We start from the raw sequence: 19,131 nt of genomic DNA on the forward strand, positions 1-19,131 counted from the left end.
GCTGGGCGCGTGGCACGCCCGCACCCGCTTTGCGCGCCGCGTGCCGCTGGACGCCGTGAAGGCCGCTCTGGCGTCCCGACCCGCCGGGACCGAGTGCCACTGGGCGGGCGGCGAGACGGGCGGCTGGCAGCCTGGGCGTGCGCCCTTTCCGTAGGCAGTAGGGAGTGTCGCTGCTGTTCCGGTTACGCCCCGTCGCTGACCGCCGCCGCCACGGTCCGGGCGGCCACCTCGACCGCGCGGGTCAGTTCCGCCTGTGGGAGGTACGGCACGGCTTTCGCCTCGGCCAGGGCGACTCTGGCGTTGGCGGGCAGGTGCAGGAACCCGCACGGCACGTCCGCCCGGCACAGGGCGCGCAGGGCATGCAGGGCGTGGTACATGACCGCGTTGCACACGAACGTGCCGGCCGTGTCGCTCAAATGTCCGGGGATGTCCGCCGCCTGCCACGCGGTCAGCACGGCGCGCAGCGGCAGGGTGCTCAGGTACGCGTCCGGGCCGCCTGCGTGGACAGGGGCGTCCCGGTGCTGCCGCCCGGCGTTGTCGGGAATGCGGAAGTCCATGACGTTCACGGCCACGCGTTCCAGCGTCACCTGCGGTTGCCCGCTCGCCAGTCCGGTCAGCAGGACGGCCGCCGGACGCTGCGTTTCCAGCAGTTCCGTCAGGCGCGCGCACGCTGCGTCAGGCTCGACCGGCAGCAGCGCCGACACGACCCGCAGGCCTCCCAGTACCCGCCCGTCCAGTACCCGCCCATCCAGTACCAGCCCGTCCAGTGCCAGGGCCGCCTCGGCACTCGGGTTGACGGGGTGCGAGTGGAACGCCTCGAAACCAGTCAGCAGCAAGGGCATCATGCGCGGAGAGTAGCGCGTTCCCCGGCCCAGCTGCCGGCCGCCTCTCCTGAAATGAAGGCCGCAGTTGCGCCGCGCCGGGCGGCCTATGCTCGGGCGTATGCCTGAACTGCCGGAAGTGGAAACCACGCGCCGCAAGATCGAGCCGCTGCTGCGGGACCGGACGATCCTGCACGTCGAACACGACGCGCCTCACAAGTACCGCGACACGCATCTCGCCGCAGGGCGGCGCGTGACCGGCCTCTCGCGGCGTGGGAAGTACCTGATGCTGAACCTCGCGCCCCCGCAGGGCGACGGCCCGCACGACCTGGAATTCATCGTGCATCTGGGCATGACCGGCGGGTTTCGCCTGGAGGGCAGCAAGCACACGCGCGTGACCATCCGCACGGACGGCGGCGACCTGTTCTTCGACGACGCGCGGCGTTTCGGGAAGATGGCGGTCGTGCGTCCCGGCGAGTACGCGGGCATGCCGACCCTGGCGGCGATGGGACCCGAGCCGCTCTCCGGGGAGTTCCGGGAGGAGGCGTTCGCGGCGCTGGCCGCCCAGGCAGGCGCGGTGAAACCCTGGCTTCTGTCGCAACGACCCGTGAGCGGCGTGGGGAACATCTACGCCGACGAGAGCCTGTGGCACGCGGGCATTCACCCGGCCCAGTCGCACCTGACGCGCGACGAGGCCGCGCGGCTGTACGCGGCGGTGCGCGACGTGATGGGCCGCGCCGTCGAGGCGGGCGGCAGCAGCCTGGGCAGCGGTGTGGGCAACTACCGGCAACATGACGGCCTGTCCGGCCTGTTCCAGCATGCGCACGCCGTGTACGGACGCGGCGGCCAGCCCTGTCCGCGCTGCTGGACCACCATCGAGAAGACCGTGCTGGCCCAGCGGGGCACGCACCACTGCCCGCAGTGCCAGCCGCTGCGCCGCCCTGAAGGGCAGGCACAGGCAGGCCAGGCACACAAAGGCCAGGCACAGGAAGGCCGCGCATGACCGACCCGACCGGACTGAGCCTGACCGCCCTGAGGCTGTCGTACACCCGCGCCGAGCTGCGCCGCGCGGACCTGCACCCCGATCCGCTCGAGCAGTTCCGGGGGTGGCTCCAGGAGGCCATCGACGCGGGCCTGCGCGAACCGTACGCGCTGAGCCTCGGCACCGCCGACGGGGCCGGGCGGCCGGGCGTGCGCACGGTCCTGCTGCGCGGCGCGGACGAACGCGGCCTGACCTTCTACACCAACTACGAGTCGCACAAGGGCCGGGATCTGGCCGCCAACCCGCAGGCGGAGGGGCTGTTCCACTGGGCCGAGCACGAACGGCAGGTGCGCGCCTACGGCCCCGTGACGCGCGTGCCGGACGCCGAGAGCGACGCGTACTTTCACGCCCGCCCGCGCGAGTCGCAACTCGCCGCGCATGTCAGCGACCCACAGAGCGCGCCCATCCGGGACCGCGCGGCCATTGACGCGACCTTCGCCGCGCTGCACGCCCGCTTCCCGGAGGGCCGCGTGATTCCCCGCCCGGCCTTCTGGGGAGGCTACCGGATGCAGGTGCAGGAATGGGAGTTCTGGCAGGGCCGCGAGAGCCGCCTGCACGACCGCTTCCGCTACGTGCCGGATGGTGGGGGCTGGCGCGTGGACCGGTTGATGCCCTGACGGACCCCGACCCGCCAGCCCCGCCACACAGGGGCGGCTCGCGGGGCGCGACATGCCCGGACGCGCTTCCCGAACCTGCGCCATGCCCACTATCAAAGGTTTTGCCCGGCGCGCCTAGGTCAGGCCCGTGTGCGCGGCTGGCAAAGCGGCCCCGGCGCCCCGTCCGTCCGGCGGGATTCTGTGGCGGGCCTCGCTATCACCAGGAGACCCACGGTGCATGCTGACCCGCATGAGCAACCTGTACACCGCAGAAGCAACCGCCACTGGAGGCCGCGCCGGCACCACCAAGAGCAGTGACGGCCGCCTGGACCTGAACCTCAGCGTGCCCGCCGGAATCGGCGGTGACGACGGCCCCGGTACGAACCCCGAGCAACTGTTCGCCGCCGGGTACGCCGCGTGCTTCCAGGGTGCCCTGGGCGTGGCCGCGCGCCGCGCCAAGATCGAACTGGCCGACGACAGCACCGTCACCGCCCGCGTGGGCCTCCAGAAATCCGGGCTGGCCTTCGGGCTCGACGTGGAACTTGAGGGGCACTTCCCGGGCCTGAGCGGAGAGCAGGCGCTCGCGCTGATGCACGCCGCGCACGAGGTCTGCCCCTACAGTGTCGCCACGCGCGGCAACGTGGACGTGCGCATCAGCGTCCGCTGATCTCATACGGATTCCGATTGATTTGGTGCAGCTCCGAATCAATCTGAGCGGATGCGAGGAGGAACAGTATACGCCCCTTCGTGGTATGGAGCCGCAGGCGGCGCTTTCCCGACTGTGGCGTAATTTAGCGGAGTTCGTAAGAGTCCAGTCTTCCCGCGTGTGCCCCACCCTGTCCCCCGGACAGAGCGGGGCACGCGCGGGTTTATGTGCACTTCAGGTCGGGTCGCGGCTTTCCACATCCGTGTCCTCGGCGTCCTCGCCCAGCAGGTCGCGGCGCTCGCCGGGCGTCAGGGCGATCATCACGCGGCGCAGCACCACGTCCACGGCCTGCTCGGCGCTCTCGTCGAGGGTCAGTCCGTTCAGCAGCGGCACATCGTAGGTGGTGGCCAGCATTTCCAGTTCGTCCTGCATGGCCCGGATCTCATGGAAATAGCGCATGTAGCGGTGCAGGGGGCGGCTGGCGCCGGTCTCGTCGTTGCGGCTCTCGAAGTGCCGCTGGTGCTCGTCGGCGTCGGGCAGCGTGACCAGCATCGGCACGACCAGCGCCCCCCTGAACGACCCGGCCTGAAGGTACCCGGGCACCAGGTGCACGCCTTCGAGCACCAGGCTGGTGCCCTCCTGCATGCTGCGCTGCACGACGGCGCTCAGGCCCACGCTGACCTGCTGCACCTGATCGCGGAACCCGGCGATCAAAGCCTCGCGGCTGGGATGCTCGGGGCGGGGCGCGCCGGGCGGTAGCAGGGCCTCCCAGGCGCTGAAGGTGCTGGCGTGCAGCGTGGGCACCAGGGCGGGGGAGACCATGGCCCGCATGACTTCCCGGATGGAATCGGTACTGACGACGCGGGTGATGCCCAGCCGGTACGCGATCTCGGCTGCCAGGAAGCTCTTACCGGTGCCACTCACGCCGCCCAGCAGCACGATCACGGGACGCGGCGGCCTGCGGATGACGCGCAGCAGGCGGTAGCGGGCGCTGACATCCGGGCCGACCTCATCACGCAGCAGCGCCTCGACCTTCTCGCGGATGGCGGCGCGGCGCACCACGCGGTCCTCGCTGCCGCGCAGGTCCCGCTGCGTGACGCGCGCCACCTTGCGCGCCACGTCCGGTGGCACGCCCGCCGCCAGCATGGACTGCACCAGGATGCCCTTACTGAAGGGGACCGGCACCTCGCTGCCGCCGCCGATGACGCCCAGCTTGCCCCTGTTGTGCTGCAAGTAGCGGTAGGTGAGGCGCAGGTGCTCGCCGTACTGTTCGGCCAGGACATCCTCGGTGAGGCGGTCGATGGCCTCGGCACTCAGGGCCCGCACGCCCTGACGGCGCAGTGTGAGGTCCACGCTGCTGGCGGTGGCGTAGGCGTCCTTGCCGGACAGTCCGGCGTCTTCCAGCGTGCGCGCCAGGACGCCCCGGCTGAACGGCAGGTTGCCCTTGCGCGCCGTGACGATGATGTCCACGAACGCCGGGGTCTGCCGGGCCGTTGCCTGCGCCGTTTCGGGTCCGGCGAGGTCATGGGCGACCTCGGCCATCAGGGCGTGCAATTCGGTGGGGCTGACCAGCGTGCGCCGCGCCAGCCGCAGCTCCTGCTCGATGCGGCGCGCAGCGGCGGCGGCCACGCTGGCGTCTGCCCCGGCGTTGACGAGCGACTCGGTCAGCAGCCCCCGGCTGAACGGGAAGGCGTGCCGCGCCGTGCCGATCCGGAGTTCAGGCTGACTCATGTGGGCTCCGGTCGAGTGTGTTGCGAGAACCTGTCGTACGGTCTGTGGTTTCCAGGGATGCGTAACCGTTCAACCCGAGCGGACCCGGCGGCTGCGAGGGTGAGCAACACCGGGCCCGGGCGTGCCCTTGGCACTCCGGTGCCCGGGTGGGCGATGAGCCCGACAGACGGAATCCGTCTCATAGGCGCTCCCGTTCGGGTGGGGGGGCGCCGCGCAGGGAAGGGTAAAGCCGGGCCATGCGCCGCAGTGTAACGTTCCGGCCCGGTCAGCGCGGCGCAGATGCTGTACGGGCGGTCAGTGGCGGGGCGGGTCGCGTTTGACAGCTCCTTCCAGCAGCAGGTTCAGGGCCAGTCGCATCTCATCTTGCAGGGGGCGTTCGGTGCCGTAGGCGCTCCAACGCAGCGCGACCATCAGATACGTATCGGCGATCAGGTTGCTGATGCGCTGCAGACTCAGGTCGGTGCGCATCATGCCCGCCTGGTGCATGGGCCGCAGGATCAGCTCGACTACCTTGCTCAGCGGCAGCGCCTGGTACGCGGTGTGGGCGCGTTCCGGGTTGGGGTTCATGACCTCGTACGCCAGTGGGGGAAACAGATCACGCTCGCGGGTGTTCTCGTCGGCCAGGCGGTCCCAGACCTCGTACAGCACCGTCAGCGGGGCGGTGCCGCTTTGCAGGCGGGTCTCGGCGTGGTCGCGCAGGCGGCTCATGACCTCGCTGCCGTAGTCCAGCAGCACCGCTTCCTTGTACGGGTAGTAGTTGAAGAAGGTGCCGCGTGACACGTTGCTGGCCTTGGCGATATCGGTGGCGGTGGTGGTCTGAAAGCCACCTCGCTTGAACAGGTCAATGGCGACGGTATAGATGCGGGCGCGGCGGCGCTCTTTCTGACGTTCGCGCAGCGAGGTTGAATCCATGATCTCCACAGGATACTGCCACGGGTCCAAAATGATACCCCGTCCCATTTGACGCGGATTTCGCTTGACTGGCCCGGTTGATTGGTCTGTCAGGGCTGTTCAAATCGGGCGCGACCGGGAAGCGGCGCCACAGCGCGGGCAGTAACGGAGAGGATGCCAGCGGTGGTGTCGGCCTCCCAATGTGTTTCTGGGGTATGAAAACACAGCCGCAATCCGTAGGGTCCGTCCAGCCTGACAGCAGGCACGCATCCAATGGGGGAGGGGGCCGGTGCCCGCGCCGGTTGCGGTACGCTGAACCTCATGAGTGTGATCCTCGGCATTGACATCGGCGGCAGCGGCATCAAGGGCGCGCCAGTGGACACCCGCACCGGCAAGCTGGTCGGCGAACGCTGGCGCGTCCCCACCCCCGAGGGAGGCGCGCCCGACGATGTCAAGGCGGTCGTGGCCGAACTCGTCACTCACTTCGGACTCGAGGGGCCGGTCGGCGTGACCTTCCCCGGCATCGTGCAGCGCGGCCACACCCTGTCCGCCGCGAACGTCCACCCGGACTGGGTGGGCCTGGACGCCAACGCACTGTTCAGCGAGGCGACCGGCCACGAGGTGCACCTGATCAACGACGCCGACGCCGCCGGATTGGCCGAGGCGCGCTTCGGGGCGGGCAAGGGCGTGCAGGGCACCGTGATGGTCCTGACCTTCGGCACCGGCATCGGCAGCGCCCTGATCCACGAGGGTGTGCTGGTGCCCAATACCGAACTCGGGCACCTGTGGCTGCGCGACAAGCACGCCGAAAGCTGGGCGTCTGACCGCGCCCGCGAACAGGACGACCTGAACTGGAAACAGTGGAGTAAGCGCGTCAGCTCCTACCTGCAACACCTGGAACTGCTGTTCAGCCCGGACCTGTTCATCATTGGTGGCGGCGTCAGCAAGAAGGCCGACAAGTGGCAGGAACACCTGAAAGTCGGGCGCAGCCGCGTCGTGCCTGCCACCCTGCTAAACGAGGCCGGTATCGTCGGGGCCGCCATGATGGCCGGCAGCGCCCCGCCTGCCACTCCCAGCTCCCCGGCCAGCAAGGCAGCCAGCGGGTCGGCCGTCAAGCCCGTTGCCCGCAAGGCCGCAACTCCAAAAAAAGCCTGACGCGTACCACGCAGAGCCCCTAACCGCCGTGCAGCCCCGGGCGCCGGTCGCGCCGCCTTTCGACCTGTGGTCCGGCCCGTCCCGCGCGGCTCCGTGTCGCCTGAGCGTACCGCTCGACACGTCCCGATCGGTGCCCAGCACTCCCGGCGATCCGGCCCACGCTTCTCAAGCGCAGTCCGTATCCCACCCTTCCTGAAGGTGGTCCCGCGCGGCGCGGCGTAGCATGCCGCCCATGACCGACCTACCTGACCCGCACCTGCCCCGCCTGCTCACCTGCGACGTGCTGTTCACGGGCATGGGGGGCGCGCAGTCGCCGGGCGGCGTGGTCGTGGTGGGCGGCATGGTCGCGGCGACGGGTGATCCGGCCGCGCTGCGCGCCTCGTACCCGCACGCGCGTGAGGAAGCGGTGGGCGGCGTGATCGCGCCGCCGCCCGTGAACGCCCACACGCACCTGGACATGAGCGGCTACGCGTTCACGGCCCTGCCGTACTTCCGCTGGATTCCGGAGGTGGTTGTCCCGCAACGCGAGAAACGCACCGTCGAGGCGGCCCTGCACGGCGCGGACACCCTGCGCCGCCTGGGCGCGGGCGGCGTAGGGGACATCGTGTACATGCACGCGCCGGAGGTCATGGACGCCCTGCTGGCCCGCGAGGACCTGAGCGGCGTGCTGTACTACGAGGCGCTGAGTGCCTTTCCGGAGCAGGCCGAGGCGACCTGGCGCACCATCCGCGGGCGTGTGGATCGCTGGCGCCGCCTGGAACGCCCTGGCGGGCCGCGCGTGGGCCTGTCCCCGCACACGCCGCACACCGTCAACCACCGCCTGATGAGGCTGCTGTGTGATTACGCCGCCGGCGAGGGCCTGCCCCTGCAGATCCACGTGGCCGAGCACCCCGCCGAGCACGACCTGTATGCGCGCGGCGGTGGCCCCATCTGGGACAACCGGCTGGCAGCGTTCTACCCAGCCACCTTCGCGGACGTGATCGGCCGCGCGCCGGAACCGGGTCTGACGCCCGTGCGGTACCTCGACGAACTGGGCGTACTGACCGCGAAACCCACGCTGGTCCACATGGTGAACGTCACCCCGGATGACATCGCGCGCGTGGCCCGGGCGGGGAGCGCCGTCGTGACCTGCCCACGCAGCAACCACCACCTGGAGTGCGGCGTGTTCCCCTGGGCGGCCTTCGCGGCGGCCGGGGTGGAGGTCGCGCTGGGCACCGATTCGGTCGCCAGTGGCGGCTCGCTGGACGTGCGCGAGGAAGTCGCGTTCGCGCGGACGCTATACCCCACCCTGGACCCGCGCGTGATCGTGCGCGCCGCCGTGAAAGGCGGGCACCGCGTGCTCGGCAGCCGCGCGGCGTTCATCCGCCGGGGCGAGCCCTGGAACGAGGCGTACCTCTGGCGCTGACCGCCCTCCGACGCTGTTGGGCGAACCCGGAAAAAGGCGCAGAGAGCCCGGAACCCGCTCCGGCGTTCAGGGCTGTCGGCACCTATCTGATGGAAGGGCGTATTACTGGCTGAAGTTCGCCTGGCAGGTGCCGTTCGCGACGGTCTGACCGCCGCGCTGCATGGTCAGGCGACCCTGGTACGGCAGGCTCAACAGAGACGTAACCTCACAGGTGTACGTGGTGTTCCTGGTGGCCACCCAGGAAAACGTGACAGAGCGGCGCTCCGGGTCGTAGTGCGCCACGCTGAACCCCTCGCGGCCTGTGGCGAAGGCGTCGAGTCGGTCACGCTCGTTCACGCTGGCCGTGCCACTTGCCACGGGCACGAGGTCCGGGATGCTGATGGTGGCGGTCACGCTGCGCCCGTCGATGGGGCCGGTCACGGTCCAGGTTTCCCCGACCGTCAGGGGTCCCGCCTGACGCGGTGAGGGCCCCTGCTCGTCGCGGGCGGCCAGCAGGGACGCCACCGGAGCGCAGGAGGCTATGAGAACGGGAAGCAGCACGGCAGCCGTCAGGACACGCAGGGTCATGAGCAGATCATACGGGCCGCACATGAGGACCGGCGAGACCTTCCAGTCGCCTCCGAAGCAGTCCTGAGTATCCCGATTGATCCCGTGTCGCTCTGAACGGATGTGAGCGAATGCGATGAGGAACGGCAGATGCCCCTTCGCGGTATGGAGCCGCAGTCCGTCTCGTTCACGGTGCCTGAGCGTTCGCGGCTCAAGTTGCTTATGCGCGTCTCACTGAAATCCGTTCGTATCCCGGGCCGACAGCGCGTTATACTCACTCGTCATGTTCCGTGTCCTGAACAAATTATTCGATAACAACCAGCGCGACGTGGCGCAGATCGTGAAGACGGTCGTGCAACCCGTGAACGCCCTGGAAGAAGAAACCATGAAAGTGGAAGATCTCGCCGCAGCCTTCATGGACCTGCGCCGCCGCGTTCAGGAGGGCGGCGAGACCCTCGATGATGTGGTCGTTCCGGCCTTCGCGCTGATCCGCGAGGCGGGCCGCCGCTCCATCGGCAAACGCCACTACGACGTGCAGCTGATCGGCGGGTACGCCCTGCACCGGGGCCGCATCGCGGAGATGCGCACCGGGGAAGGCAAGACCCTGGTCGCTACGCTGGCCCTCGCCCTGAACGCGCTGGAAGGACACGGCGCGCACCTGGTGACTTCCAACGATTACCTCGCGCGGGTTGGCATGGAAGAAATGAGTCTGCTGTACCGCACCCTCGGCCTGACCGTCGGCCTTGCCAGCCGCGAACTGCAACCCGCGCAGAAGCAGGCCGCGTACGCCTGCGATATCACGTACGTGACGAACAGCGAACTGGGCTTTGATTACCTGCGTGACAACATGGCCCAGAGCCGCGAGGCCCTCGCCCTGCGCGCCGAGCACCCCCTGAACTTCGCCATCGTGGACGAGGTGGATTCCATCCTGATCGACGAGGCCCGCACGCCCCTGATCATCAGCGGGCAGGCTGAGAAGGCCACGGACCTGTACTACGTGTACGCCAAACTGATCCGCCGCCTGCAAAAAGGCGAACCCGCCGAACCCGGCGTGCGTACGGAACCGACCGGCGACTACACCATCGACGAGAAGAGCAAGCAGGTGCACCTGACCGAGGGCGGTATCGGCAAGATCGAGCGCCTGCTGAGCCTCGGGGACCTGTACAGCCCCGAGAACATGGACAAGGCCCACATGATCACCCAGGCCATCCGCGCCCGCGAACTGTACCAGCGCGAGAAGGACTACATCGTGAACGCCGAGGGCGAGGTCATCATCGTGGACGAGTTCACGGGGCGCTCCATGCCCGGACGCCGCTACGGCGAGGGCCTGCACCAGGCCATTGAAGCGAAAGAAGGCGTGAAGATCGAGAACGAGAACCAGACGCTCGCGACCATCACGTACCAGAACTTCTTCCGCCTGTACCGCAAGTTCTCGGGCATGACCGGCACCGCCAAGACCGAGGAGAAGGAATTCCTCGACATCTACGGCAGCGACGTTCTTGTCATCCCCACCAACCAGCCCATCCTGCGCAAGGACGCCGAGGACCTCGTGTACCGCACCCGCCTGGGCAAGTACAACGCCGTTGTGCAGGAAGTCGTGGAACTCCAGGCGACCGGCCGCCCCGTCCTGATCGGCACGGCCAGCATCGTCACCAGCGAACAGCTCAGCGGTCTCCTCACGCAGGCCGGCGTGAAACACAGCGTCCTGAACGCCAAGTTCGAGGCGCAGGAAGCCAGCATCATCGCGCAGGCCGGCCGCTCCGGCACCGTGACCATCGCCACGAACATGGCCGGGCGCGGCACCGACATCATGCTGGGCGGGAACGCCGAGTTCATCCTGGGTGAAGCCATCGAGCAGAACTTCGGCATCAGCCGATTTACCCCCGAAGCCGAAGGGTTTATCAAGGCCGTCAGCCGCCAGGACGAGAACGCCGTGCAGGCCGGCATGCTGATCCCCGGCATGACCGAGGACTTTGCCCGGCAGGCCCTACAGGTGCAGGCCGACATTCTCGCCGACCGCCAGAAGGTCAAGGACATCGGCGGACTGCACATCATCGGCACGGAACGCCACGAGAGCCGCCGCATCGACAACCAGCTGCGCGGCCGCGCCGGACGTCAGGGCGACCCCGGCAGCAGCCGCTTCTACGTGTCCTTCGAGGACGACCTGATGCGCCTGTTCGCCAACGACCGCGTGATCGCCATGATGGACCGCCTTGGCATGGACGACAGCCAGCCCATCGAGGCGAAGATGGTGACCGGCGCCATCGAGAAAGCGCAGGCGCGTGTCGAGGACCGCAACTTCAGCACCCGCAAGCAACTGCTGGAATTCGACAACGTCATGAGCAAGCAGCGCGACACCATCTACGCCCAGCGCCGCGAGGTCCTGCTCGGGCCAGACAGCGACGTCGAGGAAAGCACCGAGGGCATGATCGCCGACTACGTCGATATGCAGCTCGCCACGTACCTGCCCGCCGAGGCCACCCACGACCAGTGGGACACCGAAGGCCTGAAAGCCGCCGTGCTGGACACCACCCCGCAACTCGAATCCTTCGACTTCGAGGGACTGCGCGCCATGAGCCCCGCCGACGCGCAGGACACGCTACTCAAGGCCGTGGCCGACGCCTACGACGCCCGCCGCGACGAACTGGGCAACACCATGCTCATCAGCCTGGCGCGCTACGTGCTGCTCCAGACGGTCGATCAGCACTGGAAAGAACACCTGCACAACATGGATGTCCTGCGCCAGGGCATCGGCCTGCGCGGCTACGGCCAGCGCGACCCGTTCACCGAGTACAAGTTCGAGGCGACCAACATGTTCAACGAAATGGTCGACAACCTCAAAACGGACGTCACCAAATTCGTGTTCAGAATGCAGTTCGGTCAGACCGGCTAAGACAGATTCCGATTGCTTCGGTGCAGTCCTGAATCAATCCGAGCGGATGCGAGTAGGAACACTATACGGGTTTCGCGGTATGGAGCTGCGGTCCGTATCAGACGGCCCGCCGCCGATTTCGTTGGCCGCCCGTCGCTGCGTCGTGGGCTTCCCTGATGTTGAATGTGTTGTCCGGATGAATGGAGCCTCAGCTCGACGTGGGCCGTCAGATTGCCGGGGTCAGATGCGTCCGGGCCGCTGCCCTTCAGGGACAGCAGCTCGCCGCGTTGCCCTCCATAGGGCAAGGCCGAACCTGTCTCAGCGCAGGTCCTGGGTGCGCCTCCTCGCCGGGGGAACGGGAAGATGGACGTTCCCTCAGCGTTGCCTGTAGTGCCGCTGAAGATTCGCTTCAGTCGCCTTGAGAGGGCCGTCATGTCCCGGCAAGGCTGCCAGGGCGACACTACCCGTATGAACCTGCTCCTGATCATGGCGGCCCTGACACTCCTGATCATGCTGGGTGCCTTCGTTGCGCTCACGCGTGACGACCGCGCCCTGCTGACCGAGCAGTGTGACCTTCCCGCTGACCTTCAGCCCTTGCCCCGCGCGTACAACCGCCGCGTGACGGCTGCCGCCAGTGCCGATGAACACGCCCATTACCCGCAGGCGGCCGACTGAGTGCACGCAACCCGCGTCTGCTTGAGTTCGTTCTCCCATTAAGACCTCTGCGACCGCATCACCTTCTGTTAGTGGTTGTGACAACCCGCCGCTGGCAGGGGTGAAGCGTGGGCGGCTGCCTTGGCGGCCCCCAGCCGTATTACGCCCACAGTAGAATGGGGGTTATGACCTCCGCTTCACCCGATACCCTGGTGCTGATCGACGGGCACGCCCTGGCGTTCCGGTCGTATTTTGCCCTGCCGCCCCTGACCAACCGGCAGGGCGAAAGCACGCACGCCATCCTGGGATTCCTGCGCCTGACCCTGCGCCTGGCGCGGCAGAAAAGCAATCAGGTGATCGTGGTGTTTGACCCGCCGGTCAAGACCTTCCGGCACGAGCAGTTCGACGGGTACAAGGCCGGTCGGGCCGAGATGCCCGCCGACCTGCCCGGACAGATCAACCGTATCCGCGAGATTGTGGACGCCATCGGCCTGCCGCGCCTGGAGGAACCCGGGTTCGAGGCGGACGACGTGATCGCCAGCCTGACCCGTAAGGCCGAGGGCACCGGCATGCAGGTGCGGATCGTGACCAGTGACCGCGACGCGTACCAGCTGCTCGACGATCACGTGCGCGTCATCACGAACGACTTCCGCCTGATCGGCCCGGACGAGGTACTCGAAAAGTACGGCGTGACCGTCCGGCAGTGGGTGGACTACCGCGCCCTGACCGGCGACGCCAGCGATAACATTCCCGGCGCCAGGGGCATCGGCCCGAAGACCGCGTCGAAGCTGCTTCAGGAGTACGGTTCGCTCGAAGGCATCTACGCCGCCGCGAAGGCTGGAACCCTGAAACCCGACGGAACCCGCCAGAAACTGCTGGACTCCGAGGAGAACGTGCAGTTCAGCCACGGGCTGTCATGCATGGTCACGGACCTGCCGCTGGACGTGGAACTCGGGACCGGGCGACTGCCGGGGAACCCGGCCCGACTGGAAGAGTTGCTGGACGAACTGAACCTGATGAGCGTCAAGCGTGACGTGGCCGCCCTGGACGCCGCCGACGCCAGCCCGGCCCTGCCAGACAGCGTGCTCGACGCTGCCCACCACTCGGCCCCGCACCAGACGGCCCTGTACCAGACGGCCCTGCACCAGACGGCCGCGCACGACGAACCCGGCGGACGCCTCCCGGACCTCATGACCCGCACGGCCCCCTGGCAGGCCCCCACCGGGCCGGTCATCTGGGGGTACGCCCTGTCCCGCGAGGACGACCTGACCGCCGCCCTGACCGAGGCCGCCACCTTCGAAGCGACCGGCGACCCCGCCGCCGGGGAGTACAGCGGAGTGCTGCGGACCGCGCCCACCCACGAACCTACCGAGTGGAAGAAAGCAGAGGTGTACGCCCCGCCCGGCACTCTCTTCGACAACCCAGATACGCCCGCAGCCCCCCTGACAAAAACGCAGCAGAAGACGGCCGAGAAGGCCCTGAAGGACCAGGAAAGGGCGGCCGCGAAACTCCGCGCGCAGTACCCCGCCACCGTCAGCGAAAGCGAATTCGCCTCCCAGCCGACCGTGACGGCTGCCGCCGCCAAGGCCCTGGCCACGCACCTGCGCGTGCGCGGCCTGAACACCGAACCCGGCGACGACCCCCTGCTCATGGCGTACCTGCTCGACCCGGCCAACACCACCATGAACGCCGTCGCGGTGCGCTACCTGAACGCCCCCTGGCCGGGGGACGCCGCTAGCCGCGCCGCCGCCACCGCCCAACTGCTGAGGCTGCTGCCCCCGCTGCTCGACGACACCCGCCGCGCCCTGTACGACGACATGGAACAACCCCTGTCCGGCGTGCTGACCCGCATGGAAGTCCGGGGCGTGCAACTGGACAGCGAGTACCTGCGCGGCCTGTCTGCCGCTACCGCCTCCCGCCTCCAGGTGCTCGAAACGCAGATCCACTCGCTCGCCGGACGTGAATTCCAGATTCGCAGCCGCGACCAGCTCGAAGCGGTCCTGTACGACGAACTCGGCCTGGCGAGCGCCAAGAAAACCAAACTGACCGGCAAGCGCAGCACCGCCGTCGCCGCCCTCGAACCCCTCCGGGACGAGCACCCGATCATTCCCGCCCTGCTGGAGTACCGCGAACTGGAAAAACTGCGCGGCACGTACCTCGAACCCCTCCCCAACCTCGTGAACCCCGCCACGGGCCGCCTGCACACCACCTTCGCGCAGGCCGCCGTCGCCACCGGCAGGCTCAGCAGCCTCAATCCCAACCTGCAGAACATCCCCATCCGCAGCGAAGCGGGCCGCGAAATCCGCAAGGGCTTCATCGCCGCGCCCGGCATGTGCCTGATCAGCGCCGACTACTCCCAGATTGAGCTGCGCCTCCTGGCCCACATTGCCGACGACCCCCTGATGCAACAGGCCTTTCAGGAAGGTGCCGATATTCACCGCCGCACCGCCGCGCAGGTCCTCGGGCTTGACGAGGCCACCATTACCCCCGACCAGCGCCGCGCCGCCAAGACCGTGAACTTCGGTGTGCTGTACGGCATGAGCGCCCACCGCCTGAGCGGCGACCTGGGCATCCCCTACGCCGACGCCGCCGGATTCATCGAAACGTACTTCAATACCTACCCCGGCATTCGCGGGTACATCGACCGCACCCTCGAATTCGGCCGCCAGAACGGTTACGTGGAAACCCTGTACGGCCGCCGCCGCTACGTCCCGGAACTCGTTGCCAGCAACCGCACCCTGCGCGAAGCCGGCGAACGCCTTGCGTACAACATGCCGATCCAGGGGACCGCCGCCGACATCATCAAACTCGCCATGATCAAACTTGACCGGGAACTCCGGGGCACCGGCGCACACCTCCTGCTGCAAGTCCACGACGAACTGCTGATCGAGGCGCCCGAGGAGAAGGCCGACGAGATCAGCCGGCTCGTGCAGACCATCATGGAAGGCGCCGCCAGCCTCAAGGTCCCCCTGGCCGTCGAGGCCGGGACCGGCCCGAACTGGTACGACACGAAGTAAAACGGATTGCGGTTGATTCGGTACAGCGCCGAATCGATCCGAGTGGACGCGAGTGTGAACACCATACGGATTGGGCGGTATGGAGCGCAGTCCGTATAAAGGGTGGGACGGGGCGTGGGTGGGGGAAGGGAGCCAGCCCCTCACGCTTTCTTGTGCGTCTGCCGGACGGCCGCTGCCCACGCGTAGCCTACGCGCATGACCATAAAGGCTGTCTTCTGGGATATCGGCGGGGTGCTTCTCACGAACGGCTGGGACCGCGAGCAACGCGCGGATGTTCTCTCCCGCTTCGGGCTGGACCTGACCGAGTTCACCGAGCGGCACAAACTGGCCGTGCCGGAACTCGAACTGGGCCGCATGACCCTCGACGAGTACCTGTCGCAGACGGTGTTCCACGCCCCGTGTGACTTTTCCCGCGAGGCCTTCCGCGCGGCCATGGAAGCCGAGAGCCGCCCCCACGACGACGCCCTGGCCCTTGCCCGCGACCTGAGCGGCCGCTACCGCATGTACGCCCTGAACAACGAGGGCCGCGACCTGAACGAGTTCCGCATCCGCACCTACGCCCTGCACGAGTTCCTGCTGGCCTTCTTCAGTTCCTGCTACCTGGGCGTCATGAAACCCAACCCGGGCATCTACCGCCTGGGCTTGAACCTTGCCAACCTGCGCCCCGAAGAGGCCGTCATGATCGACGACCGCGCCCAGAACGCCGAGGCCGCCCGCTCGGTCGGCATGCACGCCGTGCGGTACGAGAACGCCGCGCAACTCCGGGAGGAACTGGCGGCGCTAGGTGTGAAATAGGGGAGGGGCGCGCCGGAGCCCTCGGCTGCTGGCGCCGTGAGGCGCCGCCCAGCGACGCCACCGACTCCGGACTCTTGCCCGCCCCCGGACTGCTCCTGAATACCCAGATCACGCCAGTGGGTAGTTGCGTGAATTGGGGGCCGCTGTCGGTGTCCCGCTCAGATCAGGAACACGCCGTCTTCCTGCACGACTTCGCCGTCCAGGCTCAGGCGGCCGCCCTGGCGCAGGTCCGTGATCAGGTCCCAGTGGACGGCGCTGACGTTCAAGCCGCCCGTTTCCGGGTAGCTCCGGCCGATGGCGAGGTGCACGGTTCCGCCGATCTTCTCGTCGAACAGGATGTTCCCGGTGGGGACCTGAATGCCGGTGTTCGTGCCGATGCCCAGTTCGCCCAGGCGGCGCGCGCCGGGGTCGGTGTTCAGCGCGGCGTGCAGGGCGCTTTCGCCCTCGTCGGCGCTGGCGGTCACGACCTGCCCGGCGCGGAATTCCAGGCGGGCGCCGCGCACCATCTGCCCCTGGTACTCGGCGGGCACGGTGAACGTCACGGTCCCTTCGGCGCTGTCCTCAAGGGGGCCGGTGAAGACCTCGCCGCTGGGCATGTTGCGCCGCCCGTCGCTGTTCGCCCAGGTGCGCCCGCCCACGCGCAGGGTCAGGTCGGTGCCGGGCGCCTCGATACGGACCATGTCGGCGCGGGTCAGGCGTTCGATCAGGCGGGCCTGCATGAGCCGCACCTCGGCCCACGCGGCGACCGGGTCGGGCCGGTCGAGGAACATGGCGCGCATCACGAAGTCCGCGAACTGCGTTTCGCTCATGCCTGCCTGCGCGGCGGCGTGCGCGGTGGGGGAGAGGGTCAGGCTCCACTTGCGGCGGGCGCGGGCAGCGGCGATGGGCGCGCGGGCGGCCAGCAGTCGGGCGCGGCGGGCGGCGTCCACGTTTCGGGCGGGGGCGGGCGTCAGGACGCGCAGGCTGCCGTCCAGGGCTTCCATGTCGCTCAGGTCGGCGGCGTGAATGGCGTCCAGCACGGCGTCGCTGGCGAGTTCCGCGAGGTCCTCGTTCTGGCCGGGGTAGTCCACGCGGGTCACGGGCCGCGCGCCGCGCATGAGCAGGGCGCGGGTCACGGCGCGGATCAGGGGCGTGGCCTCCTGCCCGCCCGCGATCAGCAGGCGCTCGCCGGGCGCGGCCGACAGGCAGTAGTCGGCCAGCAGGGCCGCGTGAAGGTCCGGGTCGTATGCCAGCAGGGTGCCGTGGGGGGTGTTTGTTTGCACGTCCGCGAGGCTACCACCCGCCGCGCGGGGTATTCTCGCCGGATATGACGGCCCCCGTTTCAACTGCGCCCGACCCCCAGAACACCGCCGTACTGACGATCACCTGCCCGGACCGGGGCGGGATTGTCGCGGCCGTCTCGCAGTTCCTGCACAACCACGGCGCGAACATCATCCACAGTGATCAGCACAGCACGGACCCGCAGGGCGGCATGTTCTTCATGCGCATGGAATTTCACCTCGCGGGACTGGACCTGGCCCGCGACCCCTTCGAGCGGGCGTTCGAGAACGTGGTCGCCACGCCGTTCGGCATGGACTGGAGCGTGCATTACACCACGCAGCCCAAGCGCATGGCCGTGCTGGTCAGCCGCTACGATCACTGCTTCCTGGACCTGATGTGGCGCAAGCGCCGGGGCGAACTGAACGTGGAGATTCCGCTGATCATCAGTAACCACGAGGACCTGCGGCGCGACGCAGAGATGTTCGGCATTCCCTTCCATGTCGTGAAGGTCACGAAGGACAACAAGGCCGAAGCCGAGGCCGAGCAGGTGCGCCTCATGCACGAGGCGAACGTGGATTTCGCCGTGCTGGCGCGCTACATGCAGATCCTGAGCGGCGAGCTGCTGCGCTCGTTCGGGCGGCCCGTGATCAACATTCACCATTCGTTCCTGCCGGCGTTCGTGGGGGCCAACCCGTACCGCGCGGCGTTCAACCGGGGCGTGAAACTGATCGGCGCGACCAGCCACTACGTCACCGAGGAACTCGACGCCGGGCCGATCATCGCGCAGGACGTGATTCCCGTCACGCACCGCGAGACGCCGGACACCCTGATGCGCCTGGGCCGCGACGTGGAACGGCAGGTGCTGGCCCGCGCCGTGAAAGCTCACGTGGAAGACCGTGTGCTGGTCCACGGCAACAAGACCGTCGTGTTCTGATCCGGACTCCGATTGAATGGGCTGCAAAGACCGTTCAATCCGAGCGGAGCGAGAAGGAGAGAAGCGGGTTCCGGGCGTGGAGTTGGCAATCCGGTGAAGTTCCGGATTGTCAGCGAAACAGACGGAATCCGTATGAGATGGCGTGGGCAGGGGAGTGGCCATGAGGTCTACCCCCACGTCCCGCCGCACCCGTGTCCCTTGAGCTTACCGCTCGGTCAGGGGTAGGCTGGTTCGCATGGCGACCCTGTACCTCGTCCTTCTGACCCTTCACAATCTCAACCGCTGGGTGATCCTGCTGACTGGCCTGTGGGCGCTGGTGCGGTCCATTCCCGGACTGACCAGTGGCCGACTCTTCACGCCCGCCGACCGCCGCCCCGTCGCGGCGTTCATGGGCAGCCTGCACCTTCAGGTGGTGCTGGGCCTGCTGCTGTTCGCGTTCATGGGCATGCAGAACGTCCCGGTGTTCGCCGGTGCGCCCCGCCCCAGCTTCCAGTGGGAGCACCTGGGCCTGGGCGTCCTGGCCGCCGTGTTCGCCACCGTGGGCAGCGTCCAGAGCCGCAAGGCCGCCACAGACCCACTGAGATTCCGTGCGGCGGCCCTCTGGACCGGACTGGCGATGCTCGTCGTCCTGGCTGGCATTCCCTGGTGGCGGCCCCTGCTGCGTTTCTTCAACCTCTAAGTACGTTGAAGCGTAACTGCTCAGCAGGGTAAATTGCTCAGAATCTGAATTCAGCCCTATAAATTGCTAAGAAGCTGCTTTCAAATG

General features: G+C 68.1%; 16 protein-coding genes. 11 read left to right on the forward strand and 5 right to left on the reverse strand.

Annotation, left to right across the window (positions count from 1 at the left end; translation table 11 throughout):
• Positions 1 to 182: 182 nt before the first annotated feature.
• On the reverse strand, positions 183 to 845 hold the full coding sequence (locus tag QZ271_RS11285) for a pyrrolidone-carboxylate peptidase (RefSeq protein ID WP_291431497.1): 663 nt from the start codon (positions 843 to 845) through the stop codon (positions 183 to 185).
• Positions 846 to 942: 97 nt separating this feature from the next.
• Between QZ271_RS11285 and QZ271_RS11290 the strand changes: the two genes are divergently transcribed.
• The 3 genes from QZ271_RS11290 to QZ271_RS11300 all read left to right on the forward strand — a co-directional run bounded on the left by QZ271_RS11290 (position 943) and on the right by QZ271_RS11300 (position 3,126).
• The gene (locus QZ271_RS11290; RefSeq protein WP_291431499.1) at positions 943 to 1,824 is read left to right on the forward strand and encodes a DNA-formamidopyrimidine glycosylase; all 882 of its coding nucleotides are present in this window, start codon (positions 943 to 945) and stop codon (positions 1,822 to 1,824) included.
• Positions 1,821 to 2,480, forward strand: a complete 660-nt coding sequence (pdxH, locus tag QZ271_RS11295) for a pyridoxamine 5'-phosphate oxidase (protein ID WP_291431501.1) — start codon at positions 1,821 to 1,823, stop codon at positions 2,478 to 2,480. Before QZ271_RS11290 ends, pdxH begins: the two co-directional genes overlap by 4 nt.
• Positions 2,481 to 2,709: 229 nt before the next feature.
• A complete protein-coding gene (locus QZ271_RS11300) occupies positions 2,710 to 3,126 on the forward strand; it encodes an organic hydroperoxide resistance protein (RefSeq protein ID WP_291431503.1) in 417 nt (138 codons plus the stop codon).
• Positions 3,127 to 3,339: 213 nt separating this feature from the next.
• Here QZ271_RS11300 and QZ271_RS11305 read toward each other — a convergent pair whose 3' ends face one another.
• Together QZ271_RS11305 and QZ271_RS11310 are read right to left on the reverse strand one after the other, a co-directional pair.
• A complete protein-coding gene (locus QZ271_RS11305) occupies positions 3,340 to 4,836 on the reverse strand; it encodes a 2-phosphoglycerate kinase (RefSeq protein ID WP_291431505.1) in 1,497 nt (498 codons plus the stop codon).
• Between the two features lie 294 nt (positions 4,837 to 5,130).
• Positions 5,131 to 5,748 carry a TetR/AcrR family transcriptional regulator gene (locus QZ271_RS11310; RefSeq protein ID WP_291431507.1) on the reverse strand — a complete coding sequence of 206 codons (618 nt, stop codon included), beginning with the start codon at positions 5,746 to 5,748 and terminating at the stop codon, positions 5,131 to 5,133.
• Positions 5,749 to 6,048: 300 nt separating this feature from the next.
• Between QZ271_RS11310 and ppgK the strand changes: the two genes are divergently transcribed.
• Positions 6,049 to 6,882 carry a polyphosphate--glucose phosphotransferase gene (ppgK, locus tag QZ271_RS11315; RefSeq protein ID WP_291431509.1) on the forward strand — a complete coding sequence of 278 codons (834 nt, stop codon included), beginning with the start codon at positions 6,049 to 6,051 and terminating at the stop codon, positions 6,880 to 6,882.
• A 232-nt stretch (positions 6,883 to 7,114) separates the two neighbouring features.
• Positions 7,115 to 8,287, forward strand: a complete 1,173-nt coding sequence (locus QZ271_RS11320; protein ID WP_291431511.1) for an amidohydrolase family protein — start codon at positions 7,115 to 7,117, stop codon at positions 8,285 to 8,287.
• A gap of 102 nt (positions 8,288 to 8,389) precedes the next feature.
• On the opposite strand, the gene QZ271_RS11325 is transcribed toward QZ271_RS11320, so the two are convergent.
• The gene (locus QZ271_RS11325; protein WP_291431513.1) at positions 8,390 to 8,854 is read right to left on the reverse strand and encodes a hypothetical protein; all 465 of its coding nucleotides are present in this window, start codon (positions 8,852 to 8,854) and stop codon (positions 8,390 to 8,392) included.
• 262 nt (positions 8,855 to 9,116) lie between these two features.
• Between QZ271_RS11325 and secA the strand changes: the two genes are divergently transcribed.
• From secA to QZ271_RS11345, 4 genes are all read left to right on the forward strand, one after another.
• Complete coding sequence (gene secA / locus QZ271_RS11330) at positions 9,117 to 11,726, forward strand: preprotein translocase subunit SecA (RefSeq protein WP_291431515.1); 2,610 nt, start codon at positions 9,117 to 9,119, stop codon at positions 11,724 to 11,726.
• A 447-nt stretch (positions 11,727 to 12,173) separates the two neighbouring features.
• Complete coding sequence (locus QZ271_RS11335; protein WP_291431517.1) at positions 12,174 to 12,380, forward strand: hypothetical protein; 207 nt, start codon at positions 12,174 to 12,176, stop codon at positions 12,378 to 12,380.
• A 164-nt stretch (positions 12,381 to 12,544) separates the two neighbouring features.
• A complete protein-coding gene (polA, locus tag QZ271_RS11340) occupies positions 12,545 to 15,376 on the forward strand; it encodes a DNA polymerase I (RefSeq protein WP_291431519.1) in 2,832 nt (943 codons plus the stop codon).
• A 195-nt stretch (positions 15,377 to 15,571) separates the two neighbouring features.
• A complete protein-coding gene (locus QZ271_RS11345; RefSeq protein ID WP_291431521.1) occupies positions 15,572 to 16,171 on the forward strand; it encodes an HAD family phosphatase in 600 nt (199 codons plus the stop codon).
• Between the two features lie 158 nt (positions 16,172 to 16,329).
• Here QZ271_RS11345 and QZ271_RS11350 read toward each other — a convergent pair whose 3' ends face one another.
• On the reverse strand, positions 16,330 to 17,433 hold the full coding sequence (locus tag QZ271_RS11350; RefSeq protein ID WP_291431524.1) for an aminopeptidase: 1,104 nt from the start codon (positions 17,431 to 17,433) through the stop codon (positions 16,330 to 16,332).
• A 44-nt stretch (positions 17,434 to 17,477) separates the two neighbouring features.
• Here QZ271_RS11350 and purU point away from each other — a divergent pair, with 44 nt between their 5' ends.
• A complete protein-coding gene (gene purU, locus QZ271_RS11355; RefSeq protein WP_291431525.1) occupies positions 17,478 to 18,365 on the forward strand; it encodes a formyltetrahydrofolate deformylase in 888 nt (295 codons plus the stop codon).
• Positions 18,366 to 18,600: 235 nt separating this feature from the next.
• Positions 18,601 to 19,044, forward strand: coding sequence for a hypothetical protein (locus QZ271_RS11360; RefSeq protein ID WP_291431527.1), 444 nt, complete (start codon positions 18,601 to 18,603; stop codon positions 19,042 to 19,044).
• The last annotated feature ends 87 nt before the right edge of the window (positions 19,045 to 19,131 follow it).

It is taken from the genome of Deinococcus sp. (genome assembly GCF_018260555.1).
Taxonomy (GTDB): Bacteria; Deinococcota; Deinococci; order Deinococcales; family Deinococcaceae; genus Deinococcus.

Coding starts and splice junctions, on each gene's coding strand:
- QZ271_RS11345 (WP_291431521.1), top strand. CDS start 15,572: ATGACCATAAAGGCTGTCTTCTGGGATATCGGCGGGGTGCTTCTCACG.
- QZ271_RS11310 (WP_291431507.1), bottom strand. CDS start 5,748: ATGGATTCAACCTCGCTGCGCGAACGTCAGAAAGAGCGCCGCCGCGCC.
- QZ271_RS11325 (WP_291431513.1), bottom strand. CDS start 8,854: ATGACCCTGCGTGTCCTGACGGCTGCCGTGCTGCTTCCCGTTCTCATA.
- QZ271_RS11360 (WP_291431527.1), top strand. CDS start 18,601: ATGGCGACCCTGTACCTCGTCCTTCTGACCCTTCACAATCTCAACCGC.
- QZ271_RS11320 (WP_291431511.1), top strand. CDS start 7,115: ATGACCGACCTACCTGACCCGCACCTGCCCCGCCTGCTCACCTGCGAC.
- QZ271_RS11335 (WP_291431517.1), top strand. CDS start 12,174: ATGAACCTGCTCCTGATCATGGCGGCCCTGACACTCCTGATCATGCTG.
- secA (WP_291431515.1), top strand. CDS start 9,117: ATGTTCCGTGTCCTGAACAAATTATTCGATAACAACCAGCGCGACGTG.
- QZ271_RS11300 (WP_291431503.1), top strand. CDS start 2,710: ATGAGCAACCTGTACACCGCAGAAGCAACCGCCACTGGAGGCCGCGCC.
- QZ271_RS11290 (WP_291431499.1), top strand. CDS start 943: ATGCCTGAACTGCCGGAAGTGGAAACCACGCGCCGCAAGATCGAGCCG.
- QZ271_RS11305 (WP_291431505.1), bottom strand. CDS start 4,836: ATGAGTCAGCCTGAACTCCGGATCGGCACGGCGCGGCACGCCTTCCCG.
- pdxH (WP_291431501.1), top strand. CDS start 1,821: ATGACCGACCCGACCGGACTGAGCCTGACCGCCCTGAGGCTGTCGTAC.
- purU (WP_291431525.1), top strand. CDS start 17,478: ATGACGGCCCCCGTTTCAACTGCGCCCGACCCCCAGAACACCGCCGTA.
- polA (WP_291431519.1), top strand. CDS start 12,545: ATGACCTCCGCTTCACCCGATACCCTGGTGCTGATCGACGGGCACGCC.
- QZ271_RS11285 (WP_291431497.1), bottom strand. CDS start 845: ATGATGCCCTTGCTGCTGACTGGTTTCGAGGCGTTCCACTCGCACCCC.
- ppgK (WP_291431509.1), top strand. CDS start 6,049: ATGAGTGTGATCCTCGGCATTGACATCGGCGGCAGCGGCATCAAGGGC.